Here is a 26,842-nt window from a genome sequence, read left to right on the forward strand (position 1 = left end):
AGCTCATTATAAGAACTGTCCTTAGAACTAGTTTTGGTACTTAACCTCACAGCGATAAATCCGATTTCCTTGTTCGGAAAATTTCTGCTCGTATTCAGTCATGATGTTTCCTTCATAGCCACTACTATGAAAATCAAGACTTACATATTTTAATAATAATCCGTATGCTGAAAAGCTCATGAGGGAGTATTCAAATAAACCTTGATTATCGGTTTTAAAATGAATTTCGCCGCCATCGACCATAATATCTTCATAAAGCTTTAAAAAATCTTTATACGTTAATCTTCTTTTTTCATGCCGGACTTTTGGCCACGGATCAGAAAAGTTCAAATAAACGCGGCTCACATCATTTTTTGTAAAATATTTTGCTAAATCAGCTGCATTCACGTTTAAAAGCTTGAGATTCGGTAAATCCGCTTCAATTAAACGATCCAATGCAGCCACGATGACGCTGTCATATAATTCAATCCCCATATAATTAATGTCGGGATTTGCTTTAGCCATTTCAGTGATAAATTGACCTTTTCCTGTACCGACTTCGATATGAAGCGGTTGATCTTTTTCAAAAACCTCATTCCATTTCCCTTTGCTTAATTCGGGATTTGCTACAATATATTGTGGATGCTGCTCTATTTTCTCCTTCGCCCAAGGCTTATGTCTAAGTCTCAATTGTGACACTCCTAATAAAAAATTATCATTCAAAACATATCATGCTGTCTTTTTACTTGCAAGAAAAATCAAATGGAAATTAAGGTCGCGCATAAACAGAAAAAGAATTCACAACCTAACTGTGAATTCCTTTTTAAATTTCCACTTGAAAGGATGTGCTTTTATGCCATTAAGTCACGGTGACCAAGTTACATTATTAAAAGATATCCTAAACAATCATCAAACAGATTGCTGTGGATCCGTAGCCGAATGTGAACAGCTGGAACGCTTAGTGAAGTCCCTAATGGTCAACACACAAGTTGATCAGAATGTTAAAAACATCCTGCAGGAGGTATATCAATACGGCCAGCATGGTGCACAAACGGCTGATTTAGATCAGCATATTTTATCCAACCAAGAAAACTTATCCCAGTGGGTAAGCGATATTGGACAATTTTCATAGAAAAGCGCAAGCGCCTTGTCCAGGGGCGTGAGTCTAGACGAGCAGGCTAGAAGGTTGCTCTTTAACCTTCTTGACTGATTGGCTTATGACCCAGAGCTCCTAGGCGCTGAAGCTGGACAATAACTAGAGGATTTCGTTGATAAACTTAATCCACCTATTCATTTCTTCTAGACGGTTTTTATTTTTATACCACTGAATGGAAGAAAGCGTTTGAATGGTCACATACCATTTCATTCTCAGCTTCAGATGATCTGTTAACTCTTTACCGTACATGCTTAGCCATTCCTGCCAGTTTTCTTCAGGAATGTACCAATAGAGGAGCAATCCTAAGTCAATGGCAGGGTCGGCAATCATCGCCCCGTCCCAATCAATCAAGTACAACTGGTTGTCTTCTGCAAGCAGCCAGTTGTTATGGTTGACATCACCATGACAAACTACTTTTTCATCACAATAAACATTCAATGCTTCCTGCTTTAAAAAGCCCATCGCGTTTTGTGCTTCTGGTAAAGAAAGCACCTGTTCATCCAACTCATTTACCACCGATTGTAAAATGGGCTCCGGATGTATGGGTGAACTCTCTATCCGGCTTAACATTCCAAGCATTGGCTCCGAACAATGAATTTTCTTAAGCAATCTGGCAACATCCTCTTGGTTCATTTCTGTCGGCGTTAATTCTCGGCCAGGAAGCCATTGCTGGGCTGTAATTACATCTCCATTTTCCAGTCGTTTTGTCCATACAAGCTTTGGGACGATGCCTTCTGCTGATAGTACAGCAAGGAATGGAGAGGAGTTCCGCTTTAAAAAAAGCCTTTGATCTTCAAATTCCGCATAAAAGGCTTCTCCTGTTTTGCCTCCAGCAGGGGTAATTTCCCACTCTTGTCCTAGTAAATGTTCCAAAATTGCTCACCTTCAATTTATGCCGTTCTAATGGGCTTAATCCCCAAGATTCAGAGGTAAAACCTGTGAACCGGAAGGTTTAATTAACCACAATTATATCAGTAGCTTTTTTTTGAATAAAAAAAAGCTATTGAAACCATTGCACACAATAGCCATCTTAATAAATTTTATCTCCAATAACCTTTTTTCGTCAAGTCATCTTGAAAAACTATTTTTTTAGCAAAATATTTAGAGAAATAGGATCCATCATGTTTTCTCCTCCCTGCATGACTCCTTTGGAAGAAATTCCCGCATGCTCATGATTAGCTAAAACGGTCCAATCTCCATCAGGAAGGGTAACGAGCTGTCTCTTATTAGATGGATTTATCATGAAAATGACTTCCTCATGATTCATTTTGAATAGGCAGCCTAAAGTCGGAGCGGTAACTGATAATGGGTGTAAATGGGTGCGGATTTCTTCAGAAGTTCTCATTCGAAAACATGGAAATGCTTTGCGAATATGAATGAGCCCCTTGATATATTCCACATTTTCTTTAAACTGACTTTTCCGCACCCAATCAAGCTGATTTATCACATCCGGGGAGCGGTAGCTATTTCCTTCTCCATATTTGGTACGGAAAAATTCCTGCCCGCTGTGGAGAAAGGGTATTCCCTGCGATATTAGAACAATACCTGTTGCAAGGCGATGGTATTTCATTTGTATCGAAGCATCCGCATCAGGGAAGCAGGCTTGAAGCTTATCCCACAATGTATGATTGTCATGACATTCCACATAATTCACGGATTGATATGGTTGATTAAAAAGCTTGGTTCCTTTCTTTGTCAAACCAATACTGCCGGATATGACCTCAATAGCAGCATCCAAGATATGCTCATTTCCTAAGGCATAGCCTTTATCAAACAAATTAAAGGTACTGCCTTTAATGGAGTCACGAAATTTATCGTTAAACTGGGCGATATGCGGCATTTTCGCCTGGTTCGCAATTGTCGCCTTTTGATCCTTAGTGAGCGGTGTGTTTAGGTTCCATCCCTCACCAATGATCAGCGTGCCTTGCTTGATACGGTCGCATGCTTTTCTCACTTCGCCCATCGTTTCTACATCTAAAATTCCCATTAAATCAAAGCGAAATCCATCGATATGATATTCTTCCAACCAATAGCGAATGGAGTCAACAATATACTTTCGCACCATTTTTCGCTCCGAGGCGATGTCATTGCCAACACCGGTACCGTTTGAAGGCAAACCAATTTCGTTATGACGAAAATAATAACCTGGGACTACTTTTTCAAAAGGAGAATTTTCGCGTATAAAGACGTGATTATACACCACATCCATAATCACCCTGAGGCCTATACTGTGAATCTGATCGATTACTTTCTTCAACTCATTGATTCTAGAATACGGATTGGAGGGGTCTGAAGCATAGCTGCCCTCGGGAGCATTGAAATGGAGAGGATTGTAACCCCAGTTATAGTCTTTATTTGGATGTAATTCATCAACACCGGCAAAATCATGAAAAGGGAGGAATTCAATATGGGTAATGCCCAATTCTTTGAGATACGATAATCCGGTCAGCTCACCGTCTTTCCCTTTCGTGTTCAGCTCACCTGCACCAAGATACAGCCCCTTATTCTGGATTCCACTATTTTTATGGATGGAAAAATCTCTAATATGTGTTTCATAAATAATCGCATCTACGGGGTTTTCTATGGGAGGCAAATTCGGTCTTGGCCGGGATGTTTTTTCCGGCTTCACAATGACCCCCTGCTCTCCATTGGCTGTCACTGCTTTTACATAAGGATCAACCACCTCACGCCATTCTTGATTCACGAGGACGAGAAAACTATATTGATATAATTCTACATTACTGCTAACATTAACTGACCAAATGCCGCGATCCTCTGATCTCATCTTAATGATTTCAGAATACTCTCCCGATTTGGGGCGTAATTTTAATTTGACTCCAGTCGCAGTCGGTGCCCAAAGCTTAAATCGTGTTTGATTAGCAATAAAGGTTACACCGAGGTCATTGCCATCATAAAAGAATTTTTCATCAAATAAATCAGTTCTAATCACGGCACCGATTTGCAGATCAGTTATCCCGCCATGCTCGTCAAGAATCCAATATTGCTTTCCGAATAAAAATTCCCCTTCAAACTGGCAAACATATTTATGATTATGTTCAATTTCTGTCTTCTCCAAAATATGCAGAGGTGTCTTCACAGCATCAGTTGTCATATAGAAAGTGGATGACATGCCATGATGATAGGAATGAGGTAGAAGAATCGTAATGATATTCATCTCATCTAAGTAGGCAAAAAACTTCCTGTCAGCAGAAATCATTCGAATCCCTCTCCTTCATATCAATTTTTTCCTTCCCGCGTCTTCTAGATAACACCCCAACGGCTTTCCCTTGAAGGTGGATTGATAGTGGTGTAGATCCAATATGCTCCCCGTCTGCGTGAACATATAATGATTCCGGCGATTGAATCAATATAACTTTTCCTTTAAAGGTTTTTACTTCCTTAAAGTGAATATGCTTTCCCCAAAAAACACTGATAAAGACGAGGAGCAGCTTCAGCCGTGATAATTGATGCACAACGGTTATATCAAAAAGCCCATCATCCGGCTCAGCACTCGGTGCAATCTTCATCCCGCCGCCATAATAGGGCTGGTTGGAAACGGTAACAAACCATGTTTGTTCAAATATATGCTTATTCCCGTCAATTGATAAATCAATTGTTGCTGTTTTATAAGTAAATATCTTTTTTAAAAGAAAAAAAACATAAACTAGCCTGCCTAGTGAAAACTTATTTAACAACGCCTTCATCCGCGATTGGTTAACCTCATAGGAAATGATCGCATCAAATCCGGCGCCCATATTATTAATAAAGAAGTGTTTCGCACCATCATCCATTGTCACTTTTCCAATATCAATCGGCAATGGCTCCTGCTTCATCAGGCGGAGAATCACTTTTAACGCTTCCACCGGATCCGACGGAATATGAAATCCTCTTGAAAAATCGTTCCCGGAGCCGCCGGGAATAAATCCAAGAGTAGTATTTTTATCATTGACGATTCCATTCATCACATCGTGCATCGTTCCGTCGCCGCCAACAGCAATAATAAGCTTTTGCTCCTTGTTCTTCGTAACAACTTGGCTGGCAATTTTTTTAGCATGTCCTGGATATTCGGTAAAAAATGCGAGATAGGGTATTTGTTCAATCTTTAGTTGTCGTTCAATTTGTTCCCATATTTTAAGGCAGTAGCCATTTCTTGCTTTTGGATTGACAATAAAGTAAATAGTCTTCATAAAACCAACCTTTTATGTTTGTAATGGAAATAGTGTAATCGCCTCATATTTAGGTGTTTGCTGTAGATGTGTTTGATATAAAGCGACATCATGTGCTTGGAATGGAAGAGGTTCTGGCTGCAGCTTATTCCAAACCTCTAACAGCTCCATTTGAAAGGAGTGGGCCCCGTTCCATTTTCTTGCTAGTGTAATATGGGGGCGAAATGGTCTTGTTTCCAGTTGAAAACCCGACTTATCACACGCTGAAAATACCTTTTTTCTTATGGCCCTAAGCTCAGTGCTTTCCTCCGTATCCGCCCAAAATACACGCGGTGATTCTTTCTGACCAAAAATTCCCAGTTTGTTAATTTTCAATGTAAATGCCTCGGCACCTCTTAAGACTTCTTTTATGTTGTTTTCTGCCACGGCTAGTTTTTCAGGAGCGGCCGCCCCGAGGAAAGCTAGGGTAATATGCAGGTCTTGATGATGTACCCAGCGGCTAAAAGGGAGGTCAATCTTTATTTTTTCAATATGGGCTTTCATGATTACTTTCGTTTCTTCAGGAATTCTTACGGCAAAGAAAAAATGTGTTCGTTGTTCCATTGTATTTCAGTCCTTTAATTAATTTTAGTCTATTTTCCCCCAATTGTATCCATTGGCAAACGGATAATTTTGCGAGAAAAGTAAAAGACGTGCTTAAATATTGAAAGCACGTCTTTTGTTATTTATTCCGTTTTTGCTAATTCATAAATGGCCTGTGCGTAAATAGCTGTTGCCTTTACTAAATCTTCGATGTACATATACTCATCTTTTTGATGGGCGATATCCGGTCTTCCAGGAAATAACGGGCCAAATGCAACTCCAGCTTTTAGAGAACGAGCATAAGTACCGCCGCCAATTGCAATTAACTCCGCTTTTTCCCCTGTTTGCTCTTCATATACCTTTTTCAAGGTTTGAATCAGGAATTCCTGTTCATCCACATGATGCGGTTTTGAGTCAGAAAAGTTTTCAATTACGAAGCCTTCATTTAATAAAAGAGCATCTAGTTTTGCTTTTGTCTCTTCCATTTTGTTTGTGACAGGGTATCTGCATGTCATCCCAATTCTGCCACCGGATTCAAGTGTAAAGCTTAGCTTTCCGGGATTAATCGTTAATTCTCCGGAAATCTCGTCCGAATAGGCTACCCCAAGGTTTACACCTCTCGAATCGTCAAAGAAGTAGCGAGAAACAAATTGGAAATATTGAGCAGCATTCCCATCCAATGCTTGCTTAGATAGAAACTCCGCTAAAAATAAACCGGCATTCTTCCCATTTCTTGGTTCCATGCCATGGGCAGACACGCCAATTACTTCTAAAATTACTTCTTCGTTTTGGACATGGTAATTATATTCCATCTCAACTTGCTTCATGAAAGCGATGAATTGTTGAGCCACTTCCTCTTGCTGTTCCTTTACACGGAGCATTGCTTTTGCATGATCCGGAACCATGTTATATCTTTTTCCAGAGACAAAACTAACAACCTCAATGTTTGCCTCCGCTCCACTCTCCGCAGATTCTTTCTGCACCATATCAAAATCGGCAATTCCTTTTTCTGCATTTATAATTGGGAAATCAGCATCAGGGGCGAACCCTAATGTCGGCATTTCTTCGTGCTTAAAATAATGCTCCACACAGCGCCAATTGCTTTCTTCGTCGGTGCCAATGATCATCCGAACACGCTTTTTAAGCGGCAGACCAAGTTCTTTGACAATTTTCATCGCATAATACGCCGCCATTGTCGGACCCTTATCATCTAACGCACCGCGGGCATAAATTTTCCCATCACGAATTTCCGCTCCGAACGGGTCACTTGTCCAGCCATCCCCTTCCGGCACGACATCCACATGGCACAGGATTCCTAATAGTTCGTTTCCTTCGCCAAACTCGAGGTGCCCGGCAAGATTGCCAACATTTTTCGGAATGAATCCATCCTTTTCACCTAGATTTAGCATGAAATCAAGTGCTTCCTTCACTCCTTGCCCTAGCGGCGCCTCAGCTGATGTATACTCCTCATCTAAAAGACTTTTAATATGTAGTAATCCTTGTGTGTCCTTAAGGAAGGAATCTTTTCTTTTTTCAACTTCACTCATCCAATCAATATTAGTCATTGAGCGAAACCTCCTATATCTTTATGTCTTCTTTAACAATATCATTTCTGCAATTATGTTAGCAATTTTGCATTGGGATCTAAAGTTAAAATATTTTTACTAAAAATTCAAATAATTTATCATAAACCAAACACCCTATCCCATAACCTATAGTAAGAGAATGATAAAGGAGGCCATAATCCGAACAATTCACGGAAAATAGGAAGATTATTTTGTAAACTTTGCTATAGTGGTAGAAATTTTCAGAAATTGTGGGTACAATAAGGTTAGATGTATGACATCTAAGTACTCACTTCACTCTTCCATAAAAAAGGAGATGGCTGCGCGGAAAAGAAACTACATATTCTTGAAGAGTATTCTTCATACAGGCTGTCGGTAGAGGGATTAAGCCATAGGTTTGAAAAAAGGATAGGGAGTGGTTCTTTGAAGCCTTCAACTAACCGGATGTTAAACCGCATCAAATGTATCTACATGTTTATTCGTAATAACGGCACTGTCACGACGCAAGAACTTGTAGAGGAATTTGGTATCACTCCTCGCACCATACAACGAGATTTAAATGTCTTAGCCTATAATGACTTGGTCATAAGCCCAAGCCGCGGAAAATGGACGACAACACAAAAGAAAGTGAAGATGTCATCTTAACACAAAAATAGTAGAGACTTACACATAGAAAAGCACGCGATGGTTGATCACGCGTGCTTTTTATCTGTCAAAAAATCACCGCTTCTCTTGTATTGGAGTAAAATTAGTGATTTGGTTAAATTCTTGTTCGGTTAAGATTCCAAGTTTTTTAAAAACATACGTATACATTAAAATCCTCCGCTGCATTCGAGGGGTTACGATCATGAAAATCATCTCCTCTTTTAAAACAGTTTATTCACCACCCCCAATAAAGTTTCCTTTAGGCAAAAAAATATTTCCAGCGTTCAGAACCTACTACCCTAATTGACAGTATGTAAAAATATGATATATTAGAATAAAAAATACTTTAGTGCTTAAAAGCGTCTAAGTAAGAGAGAAAAGGGGGTAGATACATCATGGAGAATAATCATCAAGACTTAAAAAAGGGGCTATTGCCGCGGCATGTTCAGTTCATTGCTTTAGCAGGTATGATTGGAACGGGAATCTTTAAAGGGAGCTCCGACACGTTAACTATTGCAGGACCTAGTGTCGTGGTTGCCTATTTAATTGGCGGGCTTTTGCTATTTATTATTATGGCAGCATTAGGAGAATTGGCGCTAGCCTTTCCCAATATGAATGTACAACATCTAGTAAATAAAGCTTTTGGCTTCCAGGTATCTTTTCTTGTTGGATGGCTTTACTGGATCAATTGGATTATTGTAACCGTCGTTGAATTATTAGCAGCGGGAAGTTTTCTGCAATACTGGTTTCCTACGATCCCATTATGGCTTTTAAGTTTTCTTTGTGCAGTTGTTATTGTAGGAATCAATTTATTTCAAGTGAAATATTACGGAGAGCTTGAGTTTTGGTTTGCCGGCATTAAGATTATTGCCTTGGTTGCTTTTATCCTTTTAGGCTGCTCCCTGCTTTTTGGTTTGATTCCGAGCGGTATTGAGGATCCATTCTCAAATTATACTGCACATGGCGGATTTTTCCCGCATGGATTGGGTGGTACCTTCAGTGCCTTTTTAGTTGTGATGTTCTCCTATGGAGGCGCGGAACTAATCGGGGTAGCAGTAACCGAAACAAAAGATGCGGAACGCGTTTTGCCCAAAATCATTAAAGGTGCCGTTTGGCGCGTCATTATTTTTTATATTTTTCCAATCCTTATCATCTGCGGTCTTATACCCTGGGACAAAGTCGGCAGTGCAGACAGTCCCTTCGTACAGGTGTTCAGCAGTACCGGGTTACCTGGAGCAGCACATATTATGAACTTTGTTCTATTGACAGCAGTGCTTTCGGCTGCAAATTCAGGAATTTATGCCACATCAAGAACATTATTTTCAATGGCACAAAGTGGTGTAGCACCAAAGGGGCTAGCCAAAGTATCAAGTAAGGGGATTCCTTTAACAGGGATTATGATTACGAGTGTCTGTATCGTAGCAGGTGTTTACTTAGCCTATCTAACTCCAAGCCAGGTCATTAGCTACCTCATGACAATCCCAGGTTTTACGGTCATGATCATTTGGATCAGCATTTGTGCAGCCCAGTTAAAACTGCGGCCACTCTACAAAAATCAACCTGCTTTTAAGGTAAGATGGTTCCCATATACAACCATTTTTGCGATTGTTTCCTTGAGCGTGATTTTTATTGGATTTTTGTTAAATCCAACTAATATCATTGGTTCATCCGTTTGCATTGTAACAATTGGAATTCTTATCATTCTCTCTTTTATTAATCGGAAAACGAGTGTTAGTGAAATTACTGTTTAAAAGGCCGGCGTTTTTGCTGGCCTTTTTCTATTAACATTTCACTCGATTTTTTACTGTTGACTTGTCAATTATATATTCGTAATTTTTTGAAGGCTGATGATAGACTCGATTTTTGAAATTACCTGTGTAAGGCAAATTCATTGATTTTAGTATCTTAACTCAAATATGGATAGAGTCAATATGAAGGAACCGGCAAAGTTTTGCATTGGTTATGGAGGGTTTTATTAATAAAAAATAGTCCCTGATGGCTTGAAAATGTGCTGTTTTGGAAATTGCTTTACACTTTGAACAACACCAGTTTCCCTTTTTATAAACCATTGGAATTGTATTACTTTCTGGGCATTGGACACCTGTAATGATATCTTTTGGAGTTAAATTGAATGCTTTGAGGATATCTGGGTTATCTGGCGTGTGGTTGGTTAGAAGGAGACGTTTTATCTTTTTTAACTCTTTTTTGTCTATTTTGTCGGTTCCAACCCTATCCAGTGCGCCTTTCTAAACAGTTGAAAAGCCAGGCGGGCAGCCTGGCTAAGGTAACTTTTCAATAAGTATAATGGTTTTGTGTCGATCATTCCCTTGATAGCACCCTTTTAAATTACCTTTTTAGGGCAATTTCCCCGGTACTCGTCACTTTTTATGATTTACTCGTCTGAATGGCGGATTTACTCGTCGACTTTTCCATTTTACTCGTCGGTTTTATCGCTTTACTCGTCACAATTCCCGTTTTACTCGCCAACCCATCCAGCATACCTTCTAAACAGCCAAAAAGCCAGGCGAGAAGCCTGGCTCAGGTAACTTTATACATCCTTCTCGTCTGACTCCACAAACAATTTCAGTGCGGTCAGTTTATTTTCCCAAAATAGTTCAAAATACTGGAGCCAATCTTTTAATTCAACTAGAGGTTCCGGCTCTAGCTTGTACCGTGTTTCTCTGCCGACTTTTCGTTCCTTTACCAGTCCAGCATCTGCTAAAACCCTTAGGTGTTTGGATACGGCCGTTCTGCTCATTGGAAAGTGTCCACTAATCACCGTGACAGGCATCTCTTCTTTACTAAGTAGTTTCAACAACTTTCGTCTGGTTGGATCAGCGATGGCTTGAAAGACATCATGCTTTGCTGATGATGCAGCCATTTACGCCTCAACATATGCTTGCAATTTTTGCACAAGACCTGCCCAACCTTGGTTCATGTTGTCGCGAATTGGCGTATGTGGCGCACCAAATTCCGTAACTTTTCCAGAATCCCAACCGCCATGAATGAGGGTAAATTCTGTTTTTCCTTCAACTTCTTTTAATTCAAACGTAAGTGTCCAATCTTTTCCCCAATTAAATGATAAGCTGTTAGGCGGGTCGACTTTTGTTACCTTACATGGAGACATCCCGAATTGGCCGGCATTTAGATGAAATTCATGACCTTCAACTGGCTCCATATCATTTGGCATAAACCAAGCCGCTAACCCTTCTGAGGTGGCCACAGCGTTCCATACTTTCGTAATTGGTGCATTGTAAACCAGGGTGTATCTAATATCCGGTAATGTTTGTGTTTGATTTTCCATTATGAATGCTCCTCTATTTTTACAATTATGAAACCAATTGGTTTCCATTCAAAATAATATAACACCTTTTGGTTTCATGTCAAGCATAAAAAGGTGACTCTACATAAGTAAAGTCAGCCTAATCTGATTATTTCATTCATTGACCGCTAGACAGCAGTGCGCGGGCAATCCCGATAAAGTACTCGGACTCACGGATGATGTGATTAAGAACAACTTTAGCAGTATGATTGCTGCTGACCGCTTGGCTATGTGTTTTAATTTGCTCACATAGTTGAATAAACGATTCACTCTGCTCCAAGCAAAAGGATACTAGTTGGAGCACCTGCTGATACAATTGATTCGATACCTCCGCACCGGACCGAATCACAGATTCAATGAAACTGACAACTTGTTTGTGTGTATCCCCGAGTGCTTGTTCCCATTTTTTCAAGGCATCGACAAATTCTGGCTCAAGGCCAGACACCAGCTCCCGAATGACAACCGTGTGTTCCTCTTCTTGGTGCTTCCAAAATTCTGCTTCATCTAAAATGCGCAGCGGCATTTGCGGCCCATAGTAAAATTGCATAGACATCCCCCCATTATCTTGTCATTTCAATCTATGGGATGGGCTATGAGAATATTCGTAATCAAAACCAATTCTTTACTACTCCCGTCAGCGCTATTCACCGCAAAACATGTTACAATTATTTAAAATTGGTAAAATTAAGAGGTAGGATTGATGTTAAACACACAATATATCAGAAGTATCAAAATGAAAAGAGATGAAATCCCTTCTTTTAAAAAATATCCCTTTAACCTGCCCAGTTTGAAGACATTAGACGAGCTTTCTTTTCATCCAAATGTAACATTTCTTGTGGGTGAAAATGGGATGGGGAAATCAACCTTGCTTGAGGCAATTGCGGTTGCCTTAGGATTCAATCCTGAAGGCGGTTCATTTAATTTTAATTTTTCAACATTTGATTCGCATTCACCGCTTGGGGATTATCTTCAAGTAATCAAAGGGATTGAAAAACCCAGGGATGGATTTTTCCTGCGGGCAGAAAGTTTTTATAATGTTGCTTCCAATATTGAGGAAATGGATCAAGAAATTTTGGGGCGGCCGATAATTGATTCCTTTGGCGGCGTTTCCTTGCATGAACAGTCACATGGTGAGGCTTTTTTTGCCACGTTCCTTCATCGGTTTGGCGGAAATGGCATTTACATTCTGGATGAGCCGGAAGCTGCCCTTTCACCACTACGTCAAATGTCAATGCTGACGAGAATTCATGACTTGATCAATGAAAATTCCCAATTTATTATCGCTACCCATTCACCGATCATCATGGCCTACCCAGATGCAAAAATCTTTGAACTCACCGAAGAAGGAATAAGTGAGAGCAAGCTTGAGGAAACAAACCATTACCGAATTATGAAACAATTTTTTGATGATAAAAATAGAATGCTGCATCATTTGCTGAATGGTTAATCATGCTCATGGAAAAAGAGCGCGAACACCCGCGCTCTTTTTATGGAACAATATTTTTCCCATAAAAAATTTCATCCATCTCAATCTTTAATCTTTCGGTGATTTCAATATGTTCATCCGGTGACAGCTTATCTTTCGTATAGCCAAACAAATAGTTATTTAAATCGAATTCGCGCAGCTTGCATTTTGTGTGGAAAATATGCTCCTGATAGACATTGACGTCAATCATATCGAATAATTCGCCGACATCTTCAGGGATGTAATTTTGAATTGAGTTGATTTCGTGGTCAATAAAAAGTTTGTGCCCTGTTTTATCCCTTGTAAAACCACGAACACGGTAATCAATCGTCATCACATCGGTCTCAAACGCTCGGATTAAATAATGAAGTGCCTTAAGCGGCGATATTTCTCCACAGGTTGAGACATCAATATCCGCCCGAAACGTGCTGATTCCTTCATCAGGATGAAATTCCGGGTATGTATGAACCGTGATATGACTCTTATCTAACTGCATCACGACCGATTCCGGAAGCGGCCCAGGGGATTCCTCAAAGGATTCTGATGGAGCATTGGCAACGGGCCCCTCTGATACCAACAAAGTCACACTCGCCCCCGCCGGTTCAAAATCCTGACTTGCTACATTTAGGACATGGGCACCAATTATATCGGAAACATGCGTCAATATTTTCTGCAATCTTTCCCCACTGTATTGTTCATCAATATAGTTTAAGTAGGCCTCCCGCTCTTGCCGCGTTCTTGTAAAACAAATGTCGTACATATTAAAGCTTAACGACTTCGTCAGATTGTTAAAGCCATGTAGCTCAATGGCCTGCTCATGTGTGAGTCTCATATTCTTCCCCCTTCATCCTTAAAACTATTTAGGTTTTATAATACCCATTGTTATACCCGGTTACTTATTTTTTCAAAAAGAATACTCTGTTTTAAAAAAATTTCCAAATCCAGTTTAAAAATAAGGCAGAGTATCGATTTTAGATACTTTGCTTTTTTATTTATCATATTTCCCGCTTTCTTGTGGAAAATAATTGAAGGTCTTCTAAATGAGGTGAAAGGATGAAAAAACAATTTTATCTTTTATTGATTTTTCTATTATGGCTGCCTAGCAGCTTGGCGAATGCGGAATCCGTTTCTGAAAATAATGTAAAGATTTCCTTTATTAGGGATGGTTTTCTCTGGACAAAAATAAATGGCAAGGAAGAAAAAATTACGAAAGAAGCAGCCAAGTATGACTATCCTCCCCATTGGTCTCATGATGGAAAATGGATTGTCTATCAAGTTGAAGCGAAAAGGAAGCTTGATCCGAGCATGGAGTTTCAGACAGAAATATGGGTGTATAATCTGGAATCGAAAAAGCACAAAAGGATTACACTGGATGGATACAACCCTAAATGGTCGCCTGTTGAGAATATCCTGGCTTTTAAAAGCGGCGGTGTCCTAAATGTCTCGAACCTTGAAAACTTTTATAATATTGCGTTAGGTGTTGGCGATTATAGCTGGTACCCGGATGGTCGCTCGTTCATCACAGCCTCTGGTGCTTCCCTTAGACCCGATGGTTGGACAAATCCAGTTCTTTTTCAAATTGGTCTTGAAAAGGACCTATCCAAAATGACCAGTCTAACCAAGAATGTAAAGAAGCTTTATACCATTCCGAGTGAAGTGAAAAAAGGAAACATTAGCGTTCTAGCACTTGATGTACAGAATTTTCAATTCTCCCCTGATGGAAAGTGGATTTCTTTCGTCGTCAGCCCAACAGCATCAGGGGCCATGGACAGTAATATGGTCTGTGTCATTTCCTCTGACGGCCAACACTTCGAAGCTATAGATGAAATAAATGGAGAATCCCCGAAAAAATGGGCGTTTCAACAAAATCGGTTAGGATATATTGCCGGTGGAGGCAGAATTGTCTTTGGATTTAAAGATAAAGATATGAAGGTAACGGATTTTCCCGCCTTTAAATCGATAAACCTAACACCGCCAAAGTTTGCGGAACTTGGCTTTACTTGGAAGGATGATCATTCCTTAGTTGTTTCAAGAGTAAAAGAAAGCGAATGGTCCAATGATGCCAAGCAGCGGCCAGACCCTTCATTATTTTTGATAAAAATTGGCGAACAAAAGCAAACTCAAATTAGCCATCCCCCTAAGGACTATGGCGATTACGACCCGATTTATCTCCCCTCTGTCAATAAATTAACATGGCAGCGGTACAAAGATTTGGTTGATTTACATAGAGACTTATGGATTGCTGATCAAAACGGGGATAATGCAAAGGTTTGGATTAAAAACACTGTTTTGTATGATTTTTATTATTAAATTATATATTATTTATAATTATTATAATTTGATATTTACTTCTAAGTAATATATGTTATAATTAAAATAGATAAGAAATTAGGAGGAATGCTAAATGACACTTGAACAAGTTCTCAACCAACAAATCGCAAACTGGAACGTATTATACACAAAATTACATCAGTTTCACTGGTATGTGAAAGGACCACACTTCTTTACCTTGCATGCAAAATTTGAAGAACTATATGAGGAAGCAGCAGCAACAATGGATGAATTTGCAGAACAATTACTCGCAAATGGCGGCAGCCCTATTTCAACATTAAAAGAGTCACTTCAACTAGCAACCATTGAGGAAACGAATGAAAAATTGACGGCAGAAGAAATGGTTCAAGCAGTTATTAATGACTTTTCTCTAGTCATTAATGAATTAAAAGCTGGGATGGAAGTGGCGGAACAAACTAACGACGAAGTGACCAGCGATATGTTCCTTGGTCTTATTGGAAAACTCGAAAAACATAATTGGATGTTGAAATCCTTCTTGCAAGCATAATTAAACACCTAAAAATGACTTGGAATTTTTTCCAAGTCATTTTTCTTTTTCCATTTATTTAATCTAAAATCCGCTCTGGTTTTGATTCTCATCATCTGTTCTTCATTCTTTGATGCACATTATTCCTTCTATTCATAGTTTATCCAAATAGGGAAACAATAGAAATACTCTATAATTGACGGTGATTGTTGATGAAAAGATGGTTTAGCATGAAAAAAGGACAAGGGAATCTTGAAGAAAAAGAGTGGGAACATATATTAGCAAAATCCAAAGATTTTAAAAAAGCCTTTTATTCCCATCCAAAAACAAATGTACGTTTTTGTCTTAGCTTTTTAAATACATTAGTTGATGAGAAAAGTGTTCAACAATTCCTTTCTTCTCTATTAGAGGGAGATTTTCATACGATTAATGATTTGAAGAAAATCGTTCCATTTGAGGATGTTCAAATCTGTGAAGACTCTTCCAAAATTGAAGAAAGGTTATGTAATGGCTATGCACTCCTGACAATTGAAACAGAGGAAAATCAATTTGGTTTGATTGCAGCCAAAAAGGAACTGATCCGTGCTGTAGCGCCTCCAGAAATAGAGGTTTCCGTTATTGGTCCGAAAGAAGCTTTTGTCGAATCAATTGAGGCAAATTTAAATTTAATCAGAAGAAGATTGCCTGTGAAAGAACTAATAGTCGAGGAATTTATAATTGGCAGTTTATCTAAAACAAGGATTGCGATCTTACATATGGAAGGAATTACGAATCAGGAGAACCTGAATACCGTTAGGCAGCGATTGCAAGATGTCGAATTTGATGCGATTACCGACAGTTCATATATTATGCAGATCATATCCGATAATTCGAATTCTCCATTTCCTCAGTTGCTGGATACAGAAAGGCCAGACAGAGTCGCAGCGGTTTTGGCTGAAGGAAAGATCGCCATTTGTGTAGACGGGTCACCGCATGTTTTGATTACACCAGCTAATTTAATAAATTTTTTCAGTGCCTTCGAAGACTATTATTTAAATTGGGCAATAGCCTCTTTTTTCAGATTACTCAGGGTTTTTGCCGTTGCGTTTTCTATCTTGGTTACCCCCCTTTATGTGGCTGTACTAACCTATCATTATGAAATTATTCCACATGATTTGTTGGGAACATTAATTTCATCAAGGAGAATCGTGCCTTTTCCACCCGTTTTGGAGGCTGTGTTTTTAGAATTGACGATTGAATTGTTACGGGAGGCGGGAGCGAGGCTGCCGACAAAGGTCGGGCAGACAATTGGTATCGTAGGCGGGATCGTCATTGGGACTGCATCGGTTGAAGCAGGCCTTACAAGCAATGTTCTTCTTATACTCATCGCGCTGGCAGCACTTGCTTCTTTTACGACACCCATCTACAAGATGGGCAATACAATTCGGTTACTTCGCTTTCCATTTTTGTTTTTTGCCCACCTATGGGGATTAGTTGGCATTGTCTTTTCTTTTTGTATTTTATTGACCCACTTAATTCGGCTTACATCCCTTGGCAGGCCTTTTTTAGAGCCATTTTATCCACCAAGAATGATAGACATGCAAGATTCTCTAATCAGGTTACCGTTCAAAGAACATGCGATGCGTCCGCAATTTTTAAGAACAAAACATCCTTACCGATATAATAGTAAAAAGCCAAGCATGAAAAAGGATATTGAGGAATGATAGGAAGTGACCAATAATGCAAGCGCAAACAATTCCCGACAGGCTGAAAATTTCCCCTTTCTTAATTTTTTTCGTGATTATGTCCATGCAAATCGGTCTCGGTGCTTTTGATTTTCAGCGCAGAATTGCCAAATATGCTGGCTATGATGCCTGGATCTCAATCTTGTTTGCAGGCGCATGCCTTCATATTATTATATGGATGATTTATAAAATTACCGAAACTGTTAATGGAGATTTGGTAACAGCCCATATCTATGTTGCGGGGAATTTTTTCGGAAAGCTACTAAGTTTTCCCGTTATCGTCTATTTCCTCATGCATTCTTTGGCTACTTTGCGTACGTACATAGAAATCATTCAGAGTTGGATGTTTCCGGAATTGAGCCTATTCTGGTTCACCCTCTCTTTTATGCTGCTTTGTATGTATATTGTCTTTGGAGGATTGCGGACAATCGTTGGAATTGCTTACTTCAGCTTAGTCTTACCGGCATACTTATTGTTAAGTTTTGGGTTCAATTTACCCTATTCTCACTTTGAAAATTTATTGCCCATTTGGGATCATTCTGTAAAAGACTTGCTAAAAAGTTCCTTCCACATGACACTTTCGTTTATTGGCTTTGAAATCGTGCTCTTTCTTTACCCGTTTATTAAGGATCCACAAAAGTCTAAAAAATGGGCCCATTTAGCTGTATTAACCACCACACTCCTATTTACAGTTTTTGCGGTTATTACGTTTGCCTATTTCTCGGAAGGACAGCTGCAAAAGGCAATATGGCCCACATTGACGATGTGGAAGATTTTGAAACTATCCTTTGTAGATCGCTTCGAGTTCATTGGAATTGCTAACTGGAATTTAATTATCCTACCCAACGTGTGTATTTCGATTTGGATTGGCTCAAGGCTAGTAAAAAGAATTTTTAATATTAAACAGAAAAAAGGGGTGTATTTGTTCATTATCTCCCATTTAGTTTTCATCAATTTCATTAATACACGGGAAAAAATTGATCTGTTAAATAGTATTATGGGGAAAATAGGATTTGCTTTTATCATCCTGCACATTCCTTTATTATTCATTGCGATCCAGATTGTTAAGAGGGTGAAGAAAAATTGAAAAGGCTTTTCCTATATTTAATCATCTTATTTCTAATCTCGGGCTGTGTTGAGAAGAAAATCATTGATGATATTAATATTGTTACTGGGGTAGGCTTTGACACCCTTGATGATGGTCAAATGATTGGCACCTTTCTAACACAAAATTTCAAACCTGATAAAAGTATCACGAATCAAACGTTTATTTCAAAAGCTTCTCTTCGAAGAGACATTTTAATAAAAGCAGCGAGGCAATCCTCCCAGCCACTTGTCACTGGCGGTGTGGGAGTGACCATAATCGGGGAGGAGCTTGGAAAGAATGGAATTAAAGATATATTAGATGTATATCAAAGAGATGTTTCCATAGGGGCGAGAAATTATTTTGCCATTGCGGATGGGAAAGCGCAAAAAATATTACAAGGAAAATACGGAACAATTGGAACTGGAAATTATTTATATAATTTATTGGATAATAACGTAAAAAGTAAGGATATACCTAAAACCAATCTCCATTTGTTATTGCATGATTATTATCAAAAAGGCAAGGATATTTATCTTCCTATTTTAAAACCAAAAAGCGCTGATCAAGTCGAGATCAACGGGATTAGCTTTTTTAAAGCAGATAAAGTAGCAGGCGTTATCCCATCAGAAAATATGTTTTATTTCAGACTGCTTGTGGACAAGTACAGTAAAGGTAATTTTTCAGTTCCGAATGGTGATGACGGGAAGGCATCCATCAAAAGCTACGTTTCAAAGCATAAATTTAAAATATCCCCAAAAAATCCTTCCCACGTTACTATACAAATAAAAATTAAGGGTTCCATTCAAGAATATACAGGAAAGAAACTTAATCAAAAAGAAATAAATAAAATTCGAAGGAATTTAGAAAGAAAAGTAGAAAAGGAATGTTTAAAGCTAGTAAAAATTTTTCAAGAAAAAAGGGCGGACCCTATCGGATTGGGAAATTTTTATAAAAGCAAGAAACGAGGTTTTGACTTCAAAAAATGGGAAAATGAATATAATAATCTGAATATTGAAATAGTCTGCAACGTCATTATTGAGGAAACTGGCATAGTCGATTAAGGTAGGAATAGAATGTCAGGATGTAGGGGAGGGATGAAGCCTGGAGAAGTTACTAAAAACTTTGCTGATGATCCTATTTTCTTTTTCCACGATTTTAACAGCATGTGTTTCGCAAACTCCGCATCAAAGCAATAATGTGAAACCAAAGGAAAATGCCTTAAGTCCGAAAGATGTAAACCGTTTCTCCTCAAAATTTCTGGATGAACTAATGGATTGGGCTCGAAAAGGCATGGTAAAGAATTGTCCATTTAATGCCTATGAAAGCACTATCGAACAGGTGAAATCAGCATGGGGAGAACCGGACAAGGTTGATCAGGCAGGATTTGGCTTCTATGCAACCTATACTAAAAAAAATATTGTTATTGGCTATAACAAGGCAGGGGAAATTTTCGATGTGCGATCTTTTACGAATGAATTGAAAGAGATTTCCGACCAGATGGTTGTAGAAACATTTGGACAGCCAGCAGAAAAAAGGGAAAACAACGTTGAAGTGATTTTTGTTTATGAACCGAACCAAGACATTCAATTAAAAATCATCCTTTCGAAAAGCAGCAAAACCATCGACCATATCTCTGTTTTTCATTCTAAAAGAGCAGAATCAACAAATGATTATATTCTTGATATTAAAGGAATTTCTAATCAACTAACTGAATCCGCATGGGCATCCATGCAAAAATGGAGGAAAGAGATTGTTCTTTTTGCGAAAAATCAAGAAAATGTGTTTATTAATGGACCAAATATAAAGAAAGTTGCCCTTACATTTGATGATGGGCCGGATCAAGCCATCACCCCAGCTATCGTTGATATTTTAGCTGCCAATCATGTGAAGGGGAATTTCTTCTTTTTAGGAAGTAAAGTGAAGGAACACCCTTATGTTGTTAAAGAGGCTTTCAACCATGGAAACTTAGTCCTTAGCCACAGCTATAATCATATGGAATTAACGAAATTAGGAAAAGAAGCTGTTCGGAAAGAAATCGATGATGCCGGGCAGGCTATTAAGTTGGTGATCGGAAAAGAACCAGCCATCATTAGGACACCATATGGTGATACAAACGCACAAGTAGCCGCGATTTCTAAGCAAGAAGGTTATTCGATTGTCCTATGGTCGATTGATACACTGGATTGGTCGCAAATGGAAGCGAAAAATATCGTTAACAATGTGATCGCCAATGTTCGAAACGGCGACATCATTTTAATGCACTCCGATTCTGATAAGGTTGAAACAAAAAAGGCCTTACCGATGTTAATCGAAGAATTACAAAAAAGGAATTTTGAAATTGTTGATTTGGAAGATTTGTTGAATATTAAGGCATATCAATAAGCAAAGGCAGAGTATGGGATTCTCCACTCTGCCTTTTTTTGTAAAAGCTACTTGACATAATGAATATTCAGAATATATTACTCCTAAGAGTAATTTTTTTATTTCAAGAGTAATTTTTTCAAGGAGGCCAATAATGGATGAATTGAGATTAAATGTCGAGCTGTTACGAAAGCGTGTGCCAAATTTAACAGTTGCTGCCGCAGCTGTTGGACTTAGGCCAGCAACCGTTTCAAATCTTTGCACCGGGAAAATTCCGCTAGGCAGAGCAGAAGTACGAACCCTCGTAGCTCTTGCAGACCTTGCCGAGTGTTCTGTAGATGAACTGATCGTTCGGACAAATGATGCGGAAATGCTGGAAACTGGGATTAAGGCAATTGATTTATTTGCCCCACTCACCCTTGGAGATACCATCGGGTTTGTCGCTAGACCGGGAATGGGTCAGCTTGTCCTATTAGCTGAGATTTTTCATAGAATGAATCTTAAAGGCTATCAAACCTTCTTTTTAAAACCAAAAGGAGAAGCTGTTGGATTAAGTGATGTCACCGATGAAGCCAAATTTGTCTGTCACTCTTCCGATGATGCCTTTGAAAAAATTCTACAAATGTCGAAGCAGCCTGTTCTTCTAGCTACTGACCGGGAGACCGTTATAACTGGTGAAATCTATTCTCTGATCGAGAATCTGCAGGAAAAGGGAGTCTCCCCCACTACATTATTAGTAGATTTAAGAGGCGAGGCCGTAGATGAACTGGAGCCATATGGGCCATTGGATACCCTGTGGCAATTTGATGCAGATCTTGTTTCACGAAAAATTTATCCGGCCATCAACCCGCTCTACTCCACTTCGGTCCTAATAGAAGGGGCACATCTTTCAAAGGTTCATCAACAAACACAGCAGCAAGCAAAGAAGTTACTGCACCGTTATCGTGAATTAAGATTTCTAGGTATGGAACGAATACCTGAATCAGACCGAGATACCTTTCGTCGAGGCATGCGTCTCGAGGCTTATTTTTCACAGCCGTTCTTCATTGCGGAACCGTTAACAAAAAAACAAGGCGTTTCGGTACCGCTTCAAACCCTTATTAAGGATGTACAGCGAATTATTAAGGGTGAATTAGATGATGTTGAAGTTGATTCACTATCTTATATTGGAGAAATCGGAGGCTAAAAAAAATGAAAACTGGATTTGCTGAAATCAACGGAGCGAAGCTTTATTATGAAATGACAGGTGAAGGGCAGCCGGTATTATTGCTGCATGGTTATCCACTTGATTCGCGAATGTGGGATGCACAATTTGAAGAATTCGCACAACACTTTCAAGCGATTCGCTTTGATTTTGCTGGGGTGGGTAAATCCGGCACACATGATCAGGATTTTTCACTTGTTGAGGACATTAAAGGATTATTAGCATTTTTGGGGATTGAAAAGGTAAATCTTGTTGGGCTTTCCGTTGGCGGAAATCTAGGAATGGATTTCGCATTAGCCTATCCTGAAATGGTCAATAAATTAATTCTAGTCTCTACTGGGTTATTAGGCTGGAGTGACTTCTCTCCTGAGCGACAAAAGTATAATGCGCATTTACGAGAGTGCTCCGATCAAGAGAAGGTAATTGAACTCATGTGCAAGGCATGGGTTGCTGGTCCATTTCGGTCAACGGATGAAATCAATTCAGATATCATAGAGAACTATGCTATTATGTTGAAGGACAATTTAGCAAGGGAAAATGGTAAAGGAAAAATGATCCTGCCGGAAACAAAGACGATTGATAGGGTGGAAAACATCTCAGCCCCAACACTGATCGTATCACCTGATGTCGATTTCCCGGATTTCATTGCGATTGCTAATTACCTACATGAAAAAATAAAGCATTCTCAAAAGGTCGTTCTTCCTGGAACCGCACATTTGCTCAGTATGGAAAAACCGCAAGAATTTAATAACCTAGTGGTGAATTTTTTAAAATAAAAATCGAAAAAGCAGCTCAAAAGTGAACTGAACCTTCAATTGTTAGAATGTGTCTAACAATTGGGGTGCAGTTCAAAGTAGCTGCTTTTTCAAAAAAATCCTTTATTTCACTTGATAGTCTCTTAATAACTCGACTTCATCGTCCGTTAGTTCCCGATATTCACCAAGCTCGAGTGTTTCATCTAAAGCAAGAGGTCCCATCGAGATCCGCTGCAGGTAAACAACTCTTTTACCAACTGCTTCGAACATTCTCTTTACTTGATGAAATTTGCCTTCGGTGATGGTTAACTCAATGTCAGAGCGGATGCCAGATTTTAAGATTTTCAAGTCGCCTGGCTTTGTTTCATAACCATCATCTAAGGTTACTCCCCGAGCAAATGATGCAATATCCGCCTCCGTCACTTCTCCCTCAATCACAGCAAAATACGTCTTCGGTACATGCTTTTTAGGTGAAAGCAACCGGTGAGCAAGTTGGCCGTCATTGGTGATAAGCAGCAATCCCTCTGTATCCTTGTCGAGCCTGCCGACAGGAAAGGGCTCATACACCTGATCCTCCATCTCCAACAAATCAATGACGGTTTCGCAAGAATTATCCTCTGTCGCTGATAAAACCCCTTGCGGCTTGTTCATCATGAGATAAATAAATTCTCTATATTCAATCACTTCGCCGTTTAAGGTTACGGTTTGTTTAGTTGTATCAACGTGCTGCTTCGCATCCTTGACCACCGCATCATCTACTTTTACAGCACCACTTTTTAGCAGCTGTTTGACTTCCTTCCGGCTGCCGTAGCCGAGATTGGCTAGCATCTTATCAATTCTCAACGCTTTTCCTCCGCCCTGGTAATTTAAATTTGGTCATTAACCGCTCGATCCTGTCACCGAATAAGCGGTGGACTAGACCCGATTTAAAACCTAAGTAAAAGTAAATAGCAGCTCCAACTCCGGCACTGATTAAAATAATCAGCACTGATTGTGGCTTGGATGCTGGGGAAAGGAATAATAACATTACTTTATAAGCAATCTCTGTCCCCGCCCACATTAATCCTGCGAAAATCACAATCAATAAACTTCTGCGCCATACAAGACGGAATGGATAGCGGGAAAATGCTTTAATAACAATGAGATTAATCACGATAGCAACCGTGTATCCTAGTGCTGTTGCCAGCACTGCCCCTTTTGTTTCAAACATTTTGATCAAAGGAATATTTAGGGACAGTTTAACTAATAGCCCAATGAGTAAACTTAAGATCGTAAAACGCTGTTCATTAATTCCCTGTAGAATGGCAGCAGTTACCGAATAAAGGGAAAATAAAATGGCTACTGGCGCATAGGCACCTAATACTTGTGTGCCAAGTGGATCATGCTCATAAAACGCTGTATAAACGGGCTCAGCTAATAAAGAAAGACCGATTGCCGCCGGTAATGTTAAATACAATAAAACTTGAAAGGTCTGGTTTAATTGGCGGTTTAAGTTTTTTCGATCATTCTCAACAAAGGCTTTCGTAATGCTTGGCACAAGTGTTAATGAAAAAGCCGTTGCCAGTGAAACCGGAATAATGACAATTTTATGTGACTCAAAATTCAAGATACCAAATGCAACATCCGCTAACTTCTCTTTCATTCCTATTTCCGTCAACGTTCTTGTTAGCGTAAATTGGTCAATGAATTGAAATAATGGATTCGCGATCCCAACAAAAACGAATGGTGCCGCGTAAATAAATATTTCTTTATAAATCTCCTTTAACGAGATGTCGATTGTTCCTTTATCATGTTCTAATAGTTGATTCAAATATGGCTTTCTTTTATACCAATACCAAAATAAAACGAGCAAACCGCCAATTGCACCAATAAAGGCAGCAAACGTAGCGACACTAACAGCAGAAACGATTGTTCCATTTAAAAACTTCAGGACAACATAGGCACCTGCAAGCGTAAAAATAATTCGGACGATTTGTTCTACTACCTGTGAAACAGCTGATGGCCCCATTGATTGATGCCCTTGAAAATAACCCCTGATTAAGCTCATAAACGGAACAACAATCAGCGCAAAACTAACAGCCCTTATGACAGTAGTTACATTAGCTATATCTTTTTTACTGGGATGGCTCATCTCTGCCAACATTGGTGCAGCTAAATACATAAATAAAAACGCTGCAAACCCAGTTAATAACATAACCACTAAGCCAGATTTAAACAGCTTTCGGCCAACCGCGTATTCCTCCAGCGCATTATATTTTGCAATAAATTTAGAAACGGCAAGTGGTACCCCTGCTGTTGCGATACTAATAAATATCGTATAAGGGACATACGAGAAAGAATAAAGCTGTGTCCCGTGTTTACCGACAATTTGATAAAACGGAATAACATAAATTAAGCCGATTACCTTCGAAAGGATCGTTCCTAACGTTAATATAAATGTTCCTCTTAAAAGCTTAGACTGCATAAAATCCCTTCCTACCCGAAGAAATACGTGTGCAGCTTCAAAAAAAATTCGACTTTTTTTGCACACTATTAGTAGTTTACAACTTCTTTCACCCGGACGCTACTCACAACCTATTTATTTTTATCAAGAATCCGACGGTTTTCGTTTTATTTTCACAAGATATGTTTATAATGAAGGGATGATTAATATAAAGTTGGTGGAAATATGGAGTACGATGTAATTGTCATTGGCGGCGGTCCTTCAGGGTTAATGGCGGCTATTGCTGCCGGTGAAAAAGGGGCAAAGGTGCTGTTAATTGATAAAGGAGACAAGCTTGGCCGAAAGCTGGCGATTTCCGGAGGCGGACGCTGCAATGTCACAAATCGCCTGCCTGTCGAAGAAATCATTAAACACTTGCCAGGAAACGGGAAGTTTTTATATAGTGCTTTTTCTATTTTTAGTAATGAAGATATTATTAAATTCTTTGAAAAACTGGGTGTCGCTTTAAAGGAAGAAGATCACGGGAGGATGTTCCCGGTTTCGAATAAAGCGCAATCGGTTGTCGATGCGCTTTTAGAACAATTAGAAAAGCTCCGCGTGAGAATCTTCAAAAATAGTCCCGTTGCTGATATAATTTATGAAAATGGAACTGTTGCAGCTGTCATATGTAAAGATGGACAAAAAATATCCACTAAATCCATAGTGGTTGCAGTTGGAGGTAAATCGGTTCCCCATACGGGTTCGACCGGTGACGGCTATGCCTGGGCGAAGAAAGCCGGACACACGATTACCGAGCTGTTCCCAACCGAAGTGCCCGTGACGTCTAATGAACCTTTTATCAAAAATAAATCACTTCAAGGTTTATCTTTAAGAGACATTAATTTAAGTGTCTTGAATCCAAAAGGCAAGCCGATTATTACGCATCGTATGGATATGCTGTTTACTCATTTTGGTCTAAGCGGCCCGGCTGTTTTACGCTGCAGCCAGTTTGTTGTGAAAGCGATGAAGAAGTGGAATTTAAAAGAAGTGACGATGAGCCTTGATGTCTTGCCGGACAAACGGGAAGAAGAAATTTTTCAAGAAATCGTTAAACTTGTAAAAAGCGAACCAAAGAAAAGTATTAAAAACACCTTAAAAGGTCTCGTTCCTGAACGGTATCTACTCTTTCTATTAGAACAAAATGGGATCGACCCATCTGAACAAGGCGGTACCATTTCCAATGAAAAAATTCGCAGTTTTGCAAAAAGCTGCAAGCAATTCTCGGTTAAAGTAAATGGTACCTTGCCCCTTGAAAAGGCATTCGTGACAGGGGGCGGTGTATCTGTTAAAGAAATCGAACCGCAAACAATGGGCTCGAAAGTAATGGATGGGTTATATTTTTGCGGTGAAATTCTCGATGTTCATGGGTACACCGGTGGCTATAATATCACCTCTGCCCTCGTTACCGGCAGGCTCGCCGGAACCAATGCTGCATTGTCCGCGAAAAAAGACCAGATTTCATATTAAAGGTTCCGATTTCGAAAATAACACATTAAATAGCGTGTGAATTCACACGCTTTTTTTCTTTTAA

Annotated in this window: 25 protein-coding genes; 13 read left to right on the forward strand and 12 right to left on the reverse strand. The window is 39.3% G+C overall.

Translation table 11 applies throughout. The annotated features are described in order from the left end of the window. Nucleotides 1–27 precede the first annotated feature (27 nt). Nucleotides 28–669 (reverse strand): tRNA (guanosine(46)-N7)-methyltransferase TrmB, encoded by a 642-nt coding sequence (gene trmB / locus ACIQXV_RS25615; RefSeq protein ID WP_402963896.1) that lies wholly within the window; start codon nt 667–669, stop codon nt 28–30. Between the two features lie 163 nt (nt 670–832). On the opposite strand from trmB, the gene ACIQXV_RS25620 reads away from it, so the two are divergent. Continuing rightward, on the forward strand, nt 833–1,111 hold the full coding sequence (locus ACIQXV_RS25620; protein WP_402963899.1) for a YtzH-like family protein: 279 nt from the start codon (nt 833–835) through the stop codon (nt 1,109–1,111). 123 nt (nt 1,112–1,234) lie between these two features. On the opposite strand, the gene ACIQXV_RS25625 is transcribed toward ACIQXV_RS25620, so the two are convergent. From ACIQXV_RS25625 to pepV, 5 genes are all read right to left on the reverse strand, one after another. Next, a complete protein-coding gene (locus ACIQXV_RS25625) occupies nt 1,235–2,008 on the reverse strand; it encodes a phosphotransferase (RefSeq protein ID WP_402963902.1) in 774 nt (257 codons plus the stop codon). Between the two features lie 208 nt (nt 2,009–2,216). Then, nucleotides 2,217–4,352: a type I pullulanase gene (gene pulA, locus ACIQXV_RS25630; protein ID WP_402963905.1), complete on the reverse strand. Its 2,136-nt coding sequence runs from the start codon at nt 4,350–4,352 to the stop codon at nt 2,217–2,219. Further along, on the reverse strand, nt 4,339–5,322 hold the full coding sequence (locus ACIQXV_RS25635) for a diacylglycerol/lipid kinase family protein (protein WP_402963908.1): 984 nt from the start codon (nt 5,320–5,322) through the stop codon (nt 4,339–4,341). The genes pulA and ACIQXV_RS25635 overlap by 14 nt, the downstream gene beginning before the upstream one ends. A gap of 12 nt (nt 5,323–5,334) precedes the next feature. Beyond that, complete coding sequence (gene thpR, locus ACIQXV_RS25640; RefSeq protein WP_402963911.1) at nt 5,335–5,904, reverse strand: RNA 2',3'-cyclic phosphodiesterase; 570 nt, start codon at nt 5,902–5,904, stop codon at nt 5,335–5,337. Between the two features lie 122 nt (nt 5,905–6,026). Beyond that, nucleotides 6,027–7,448, reverse strand: coding sequence for a dipeptidase PepV (gene pepV, locus ACIQXV_RS25645; RefSeq protein WP_402963914.1), 1,422 nt, complete (start codon nt 7,446–7,448; stop codon nt 6,027–6,029). A 423-nt stretch (nt 7,449–7,871) separates the two neighbouring features. On the opposite strand from pepV, the gene ACIQXV_RS25650 reads away from it, so the two are divergent. Both ACIQXV_RS25650 and ACIQXV_RS25655 read left to right on the forward strand, forming a co-directional pair. After that, nucleotides 7,872–8,093 carry a DeoR family transcriptional regulator gene (locus tag ACIQXV_RS25650; protein ID WP_007086548.1) on the forward strand — a complete coding sequence of 74 codons (222 nt, stop codon included), beginning with the start codon at nt 7,872–7,874 and terminating at the stop codon, nt 8,091–8,093. 395 nt (nt 8,094–8,488) lie between these two features. Beyond that, nucleotides 8,489–9,844: an amino acid permease gene (locus ACIQXV_RS25655; protein WP_402963919.1), complete on the forward strand. Its 1,356-nt coding sequence runs from the start codon at nt 8,489–8,491 to the stop codon at nt 9,842–9,844. A gap of 797 nt (nt 9,845–10,641) precedes the next feature. Here the strand turns inward: ACIQXV_RS25655 and ACIQXV_RS25660 are convergent. The 3 genes from ACIQXV_RS25660 to ACIQXV_RS25670 form a co-directional block, all read right to left on the reverse strand. After that, nucleotides 10,642–10,974 carry an ArsR/SmtB family transcription factor gene (locus ACIQXV_RS25660; RefSeq protein ID WP_402963922.1) on the reverse strand — a complete coding sequence of 111 codons (333 nt, stop codon included), beginning with the start codon at nt 10,972–10,974 and terminating at the stop codon, nt 10,642–10,644. Further along, on the reverse strand, nt 10,975–11,397 hold the full coding sequence (locus ACIQXV_RS25665; RefSeq protein WP_402963925.1) for an SRPBCC family protein: 423 nt from the start codon (nt 11,395–11,397) through the stop codon (nt 10,975–10,977). A 136-nt stretch (nt 11,398–11,533) separates the two neighbouring features. Then, the gene (locus ACIQXV_RS25670; RefSeq protein ID WP_402963928.1) at nt 11,534–11,962 is read right to left on the reverse strand and encodes a DUF2935 domain-containing protein; all 429 of its coding nucleotides are present in this window, start codon (nt 11,960–11,962) and stop codon (nt 11,534–11,536) included. Between the two features lie 153 nt (nt 11,963–12,115). On the opposite strand from ACIQXV_RS25670, the gene ACIQXV_RS25675 reads away from it, so the two are divergent. Continuing rightward, nucleotides 12,116–12,862 (forward strand): AAA family ATPase, encoded by a 747-nt coding sequence (locus ACIQXV_RS25675; protein WP_402963931.1) that lies wholly within the window; start codon nt 12,116–12,118, stop codon nt 12,860–12,862. 40 nt (nt 12,863–12,902) lie between these two features. On the opposite strand, the gene speD is transcribed toward ACIQXV_RS25675, so the two are convergent. Then, the gene (gene speD, locus ACIQXV_RS25680) at nt 12,903–13,712 is read right to left on the reverse strand and encodes an adenosylmethionine decarboxylase (RefSeq protein WP_402963934.1); all 810 of its coding nucleotides are present in this window, start codon (nt 13,710–13,712) and stop codon (nt 12,903–12,905) included. Between the two features lie 221 nt (nt 13,713–13,933). Here speD and ACIQXV_RS25685 point away from each other — a divergent pair, with 221 nt between their 5' ends. The 8 genes from ACIQXV_RS25685 (at nt 13,934) to ACIQXV_RS25720 (ending at nt 22,850) form a co-directional block, all read left to right on the forward strand. Continuing rightward, nucleotides 13,934–15,190, forward strand: a complete 1,257-nt coding sequence (locus tag ACIQXV_RS25685) for a TolB family protein (RefSeq protein WP_402963937.1) — start codon at nt 13,934–13,936, stop codon at nt 15,188–15,190. 94 nt (nt 15,191–15,284) lie between these two features. Continuing rightward, on the forward strand, nt 15,285–15,719 hold the full coding sequence (locus ACIQXV_RS25690; RefSeq protein WP_402963940.1) for a Dps family protein: 435 nt from the start codon (nt 15,285–15,287) through the stop codon (nt 15,717–15,719). 191 nt (nt 15,720–15,910) lie between these two features. Next, the gene (locus ACIQXV_RS25695; protein WP_402963943.1) at nt 15,911–17,401 is read left to right on the forward strand and encodes a spore germination protein; all 1,491 of its coding nucleotides are present in this window, start codon (nt 15,911–15,913) and stop codon (nt 17,399–17,401) included. A gap of 16 nt (nt 17,402–17,417) precedes the next feature. After that, nucleotides 17,418–18,509 (forward strand): GerAB/ArcD/ProY family transporter, encoded by a 1,092-nt coding sequence (locus ACIQXV_RS25700; RefSeq protein ID WP_402963946.1) that lies wholly within the window; start codon nt 17,418–17,420, stop codon nt 18,507–18,509. Next, the gene (locus ACIQXV_RS25705; protein ID WP_402963949.1) at nt 18,506–19,570 is read left to right on the forward strand and encodes a Ger(x)C family spore germination protein; all 1,065 of its coding nucleotides are present in this window, start codon (nt 18,506–18,508) and stop codon (nt 19,568–19,570) included. Before ACIQXV_RS25700 ends, ACIQXV_RS25705 begins: the two co-directional genes overlap by 4 nt. A gap of 67 nt (nt 19,571–19,637) precedes the next feature. Then, nucleotides 19,638–20,891, forward strand: coding sequence for a DUF4309 domain-containing protein (locus ACIQXV_RS25710; RefSeq protein ID WP_402964107.1), 1,254 nt, complete (start codon nt 19,638–19,640; stop codon nt 20,889–20,891). A 133-nt stretch (nt 20,892–21,024) separates the two neighbouring features. Continuing rightward, nucleotides 21,025–22,056, forward strand: a complete 1,032-nt coding sequence (locus ACIQXV_RS25715; RefSeq protein ID WP_402963952.1) for a hypothetical protein — start codon at nt 21,025–21,027, stop codon at nt 22,054–22,056. Nucleotides 22,057–22,061: 5 nt separating this feature from the next. Beyond that, nucleotides 22,062–22,850, forward strand: coding sequence for an alpha/beta fold hydrolase (locus ACIQXV_RS25720; RefSeq protein ID WP_402963955.1), 789 nt, complete (start codon nt 22,062–22,064; stop codon nt 22,848–22,850). A 102-nt stretch (nt 22,851–22,952) separates the two neighbouring features. On the opposite strand, the gene ACIQXV_RS25725 is transcribed toward ACIQXV_RS25720, so the two are convergent. Beyond that, entirely contained in the window at nt 22,953–23,672 is a 720-nt protein-coding gene (locus ACIQXV_RS25725) for a pseudouridine synthase (RefSeq protein ID WP_402963958.1), read from the reverse strand. Then, nucleotides 23,662–25,293: a putative polysaccharide biosynthesis protein gene (locus ACIQXV_RS25730; RefSeq protein ID WP_402963960.1), complete on the reverse strand. Its 1,632-nt coding sequence runs from the start codon at nt 25,291–25,293 to the stop codon at nt 23,662–23,664. The genes ACIQXV_RS25725 and ACIQXV_RS25730 overlap by 11 nt, the downstream gene beginning before the upstream one ends. Before the next feature lie 204 nt (nt 25,294–25,497). Between ACIQXV_RS25730 and ACIQXV_RS25735 the strand changes: the two genes are divergently transcribed. Next, nucleotides 25,498–26,778 (forward strand): BaiN/RdsA family NAD(P)/FAD-dependent oxidoreductase, encoded by a 1,281-nt coding sequence (locus ACIQXV_RS25735; RefSeq protein WP_402963963.1) that lies wholly within the window; start codon nt 25,498–25,500, stop codon nt 26,776–26,778. Nucleotides 26,779–26,842: the final 64 nt, after the last annotated feature.

The sequence above is a fragment of the Neobacillus sp. NPDC097160 genome (assembly GCF_044762155.1).
GTDB lineage: Bacteria > Bacillota > Bacilli > Bacillales > Cytobacillaceae > Neobacillus.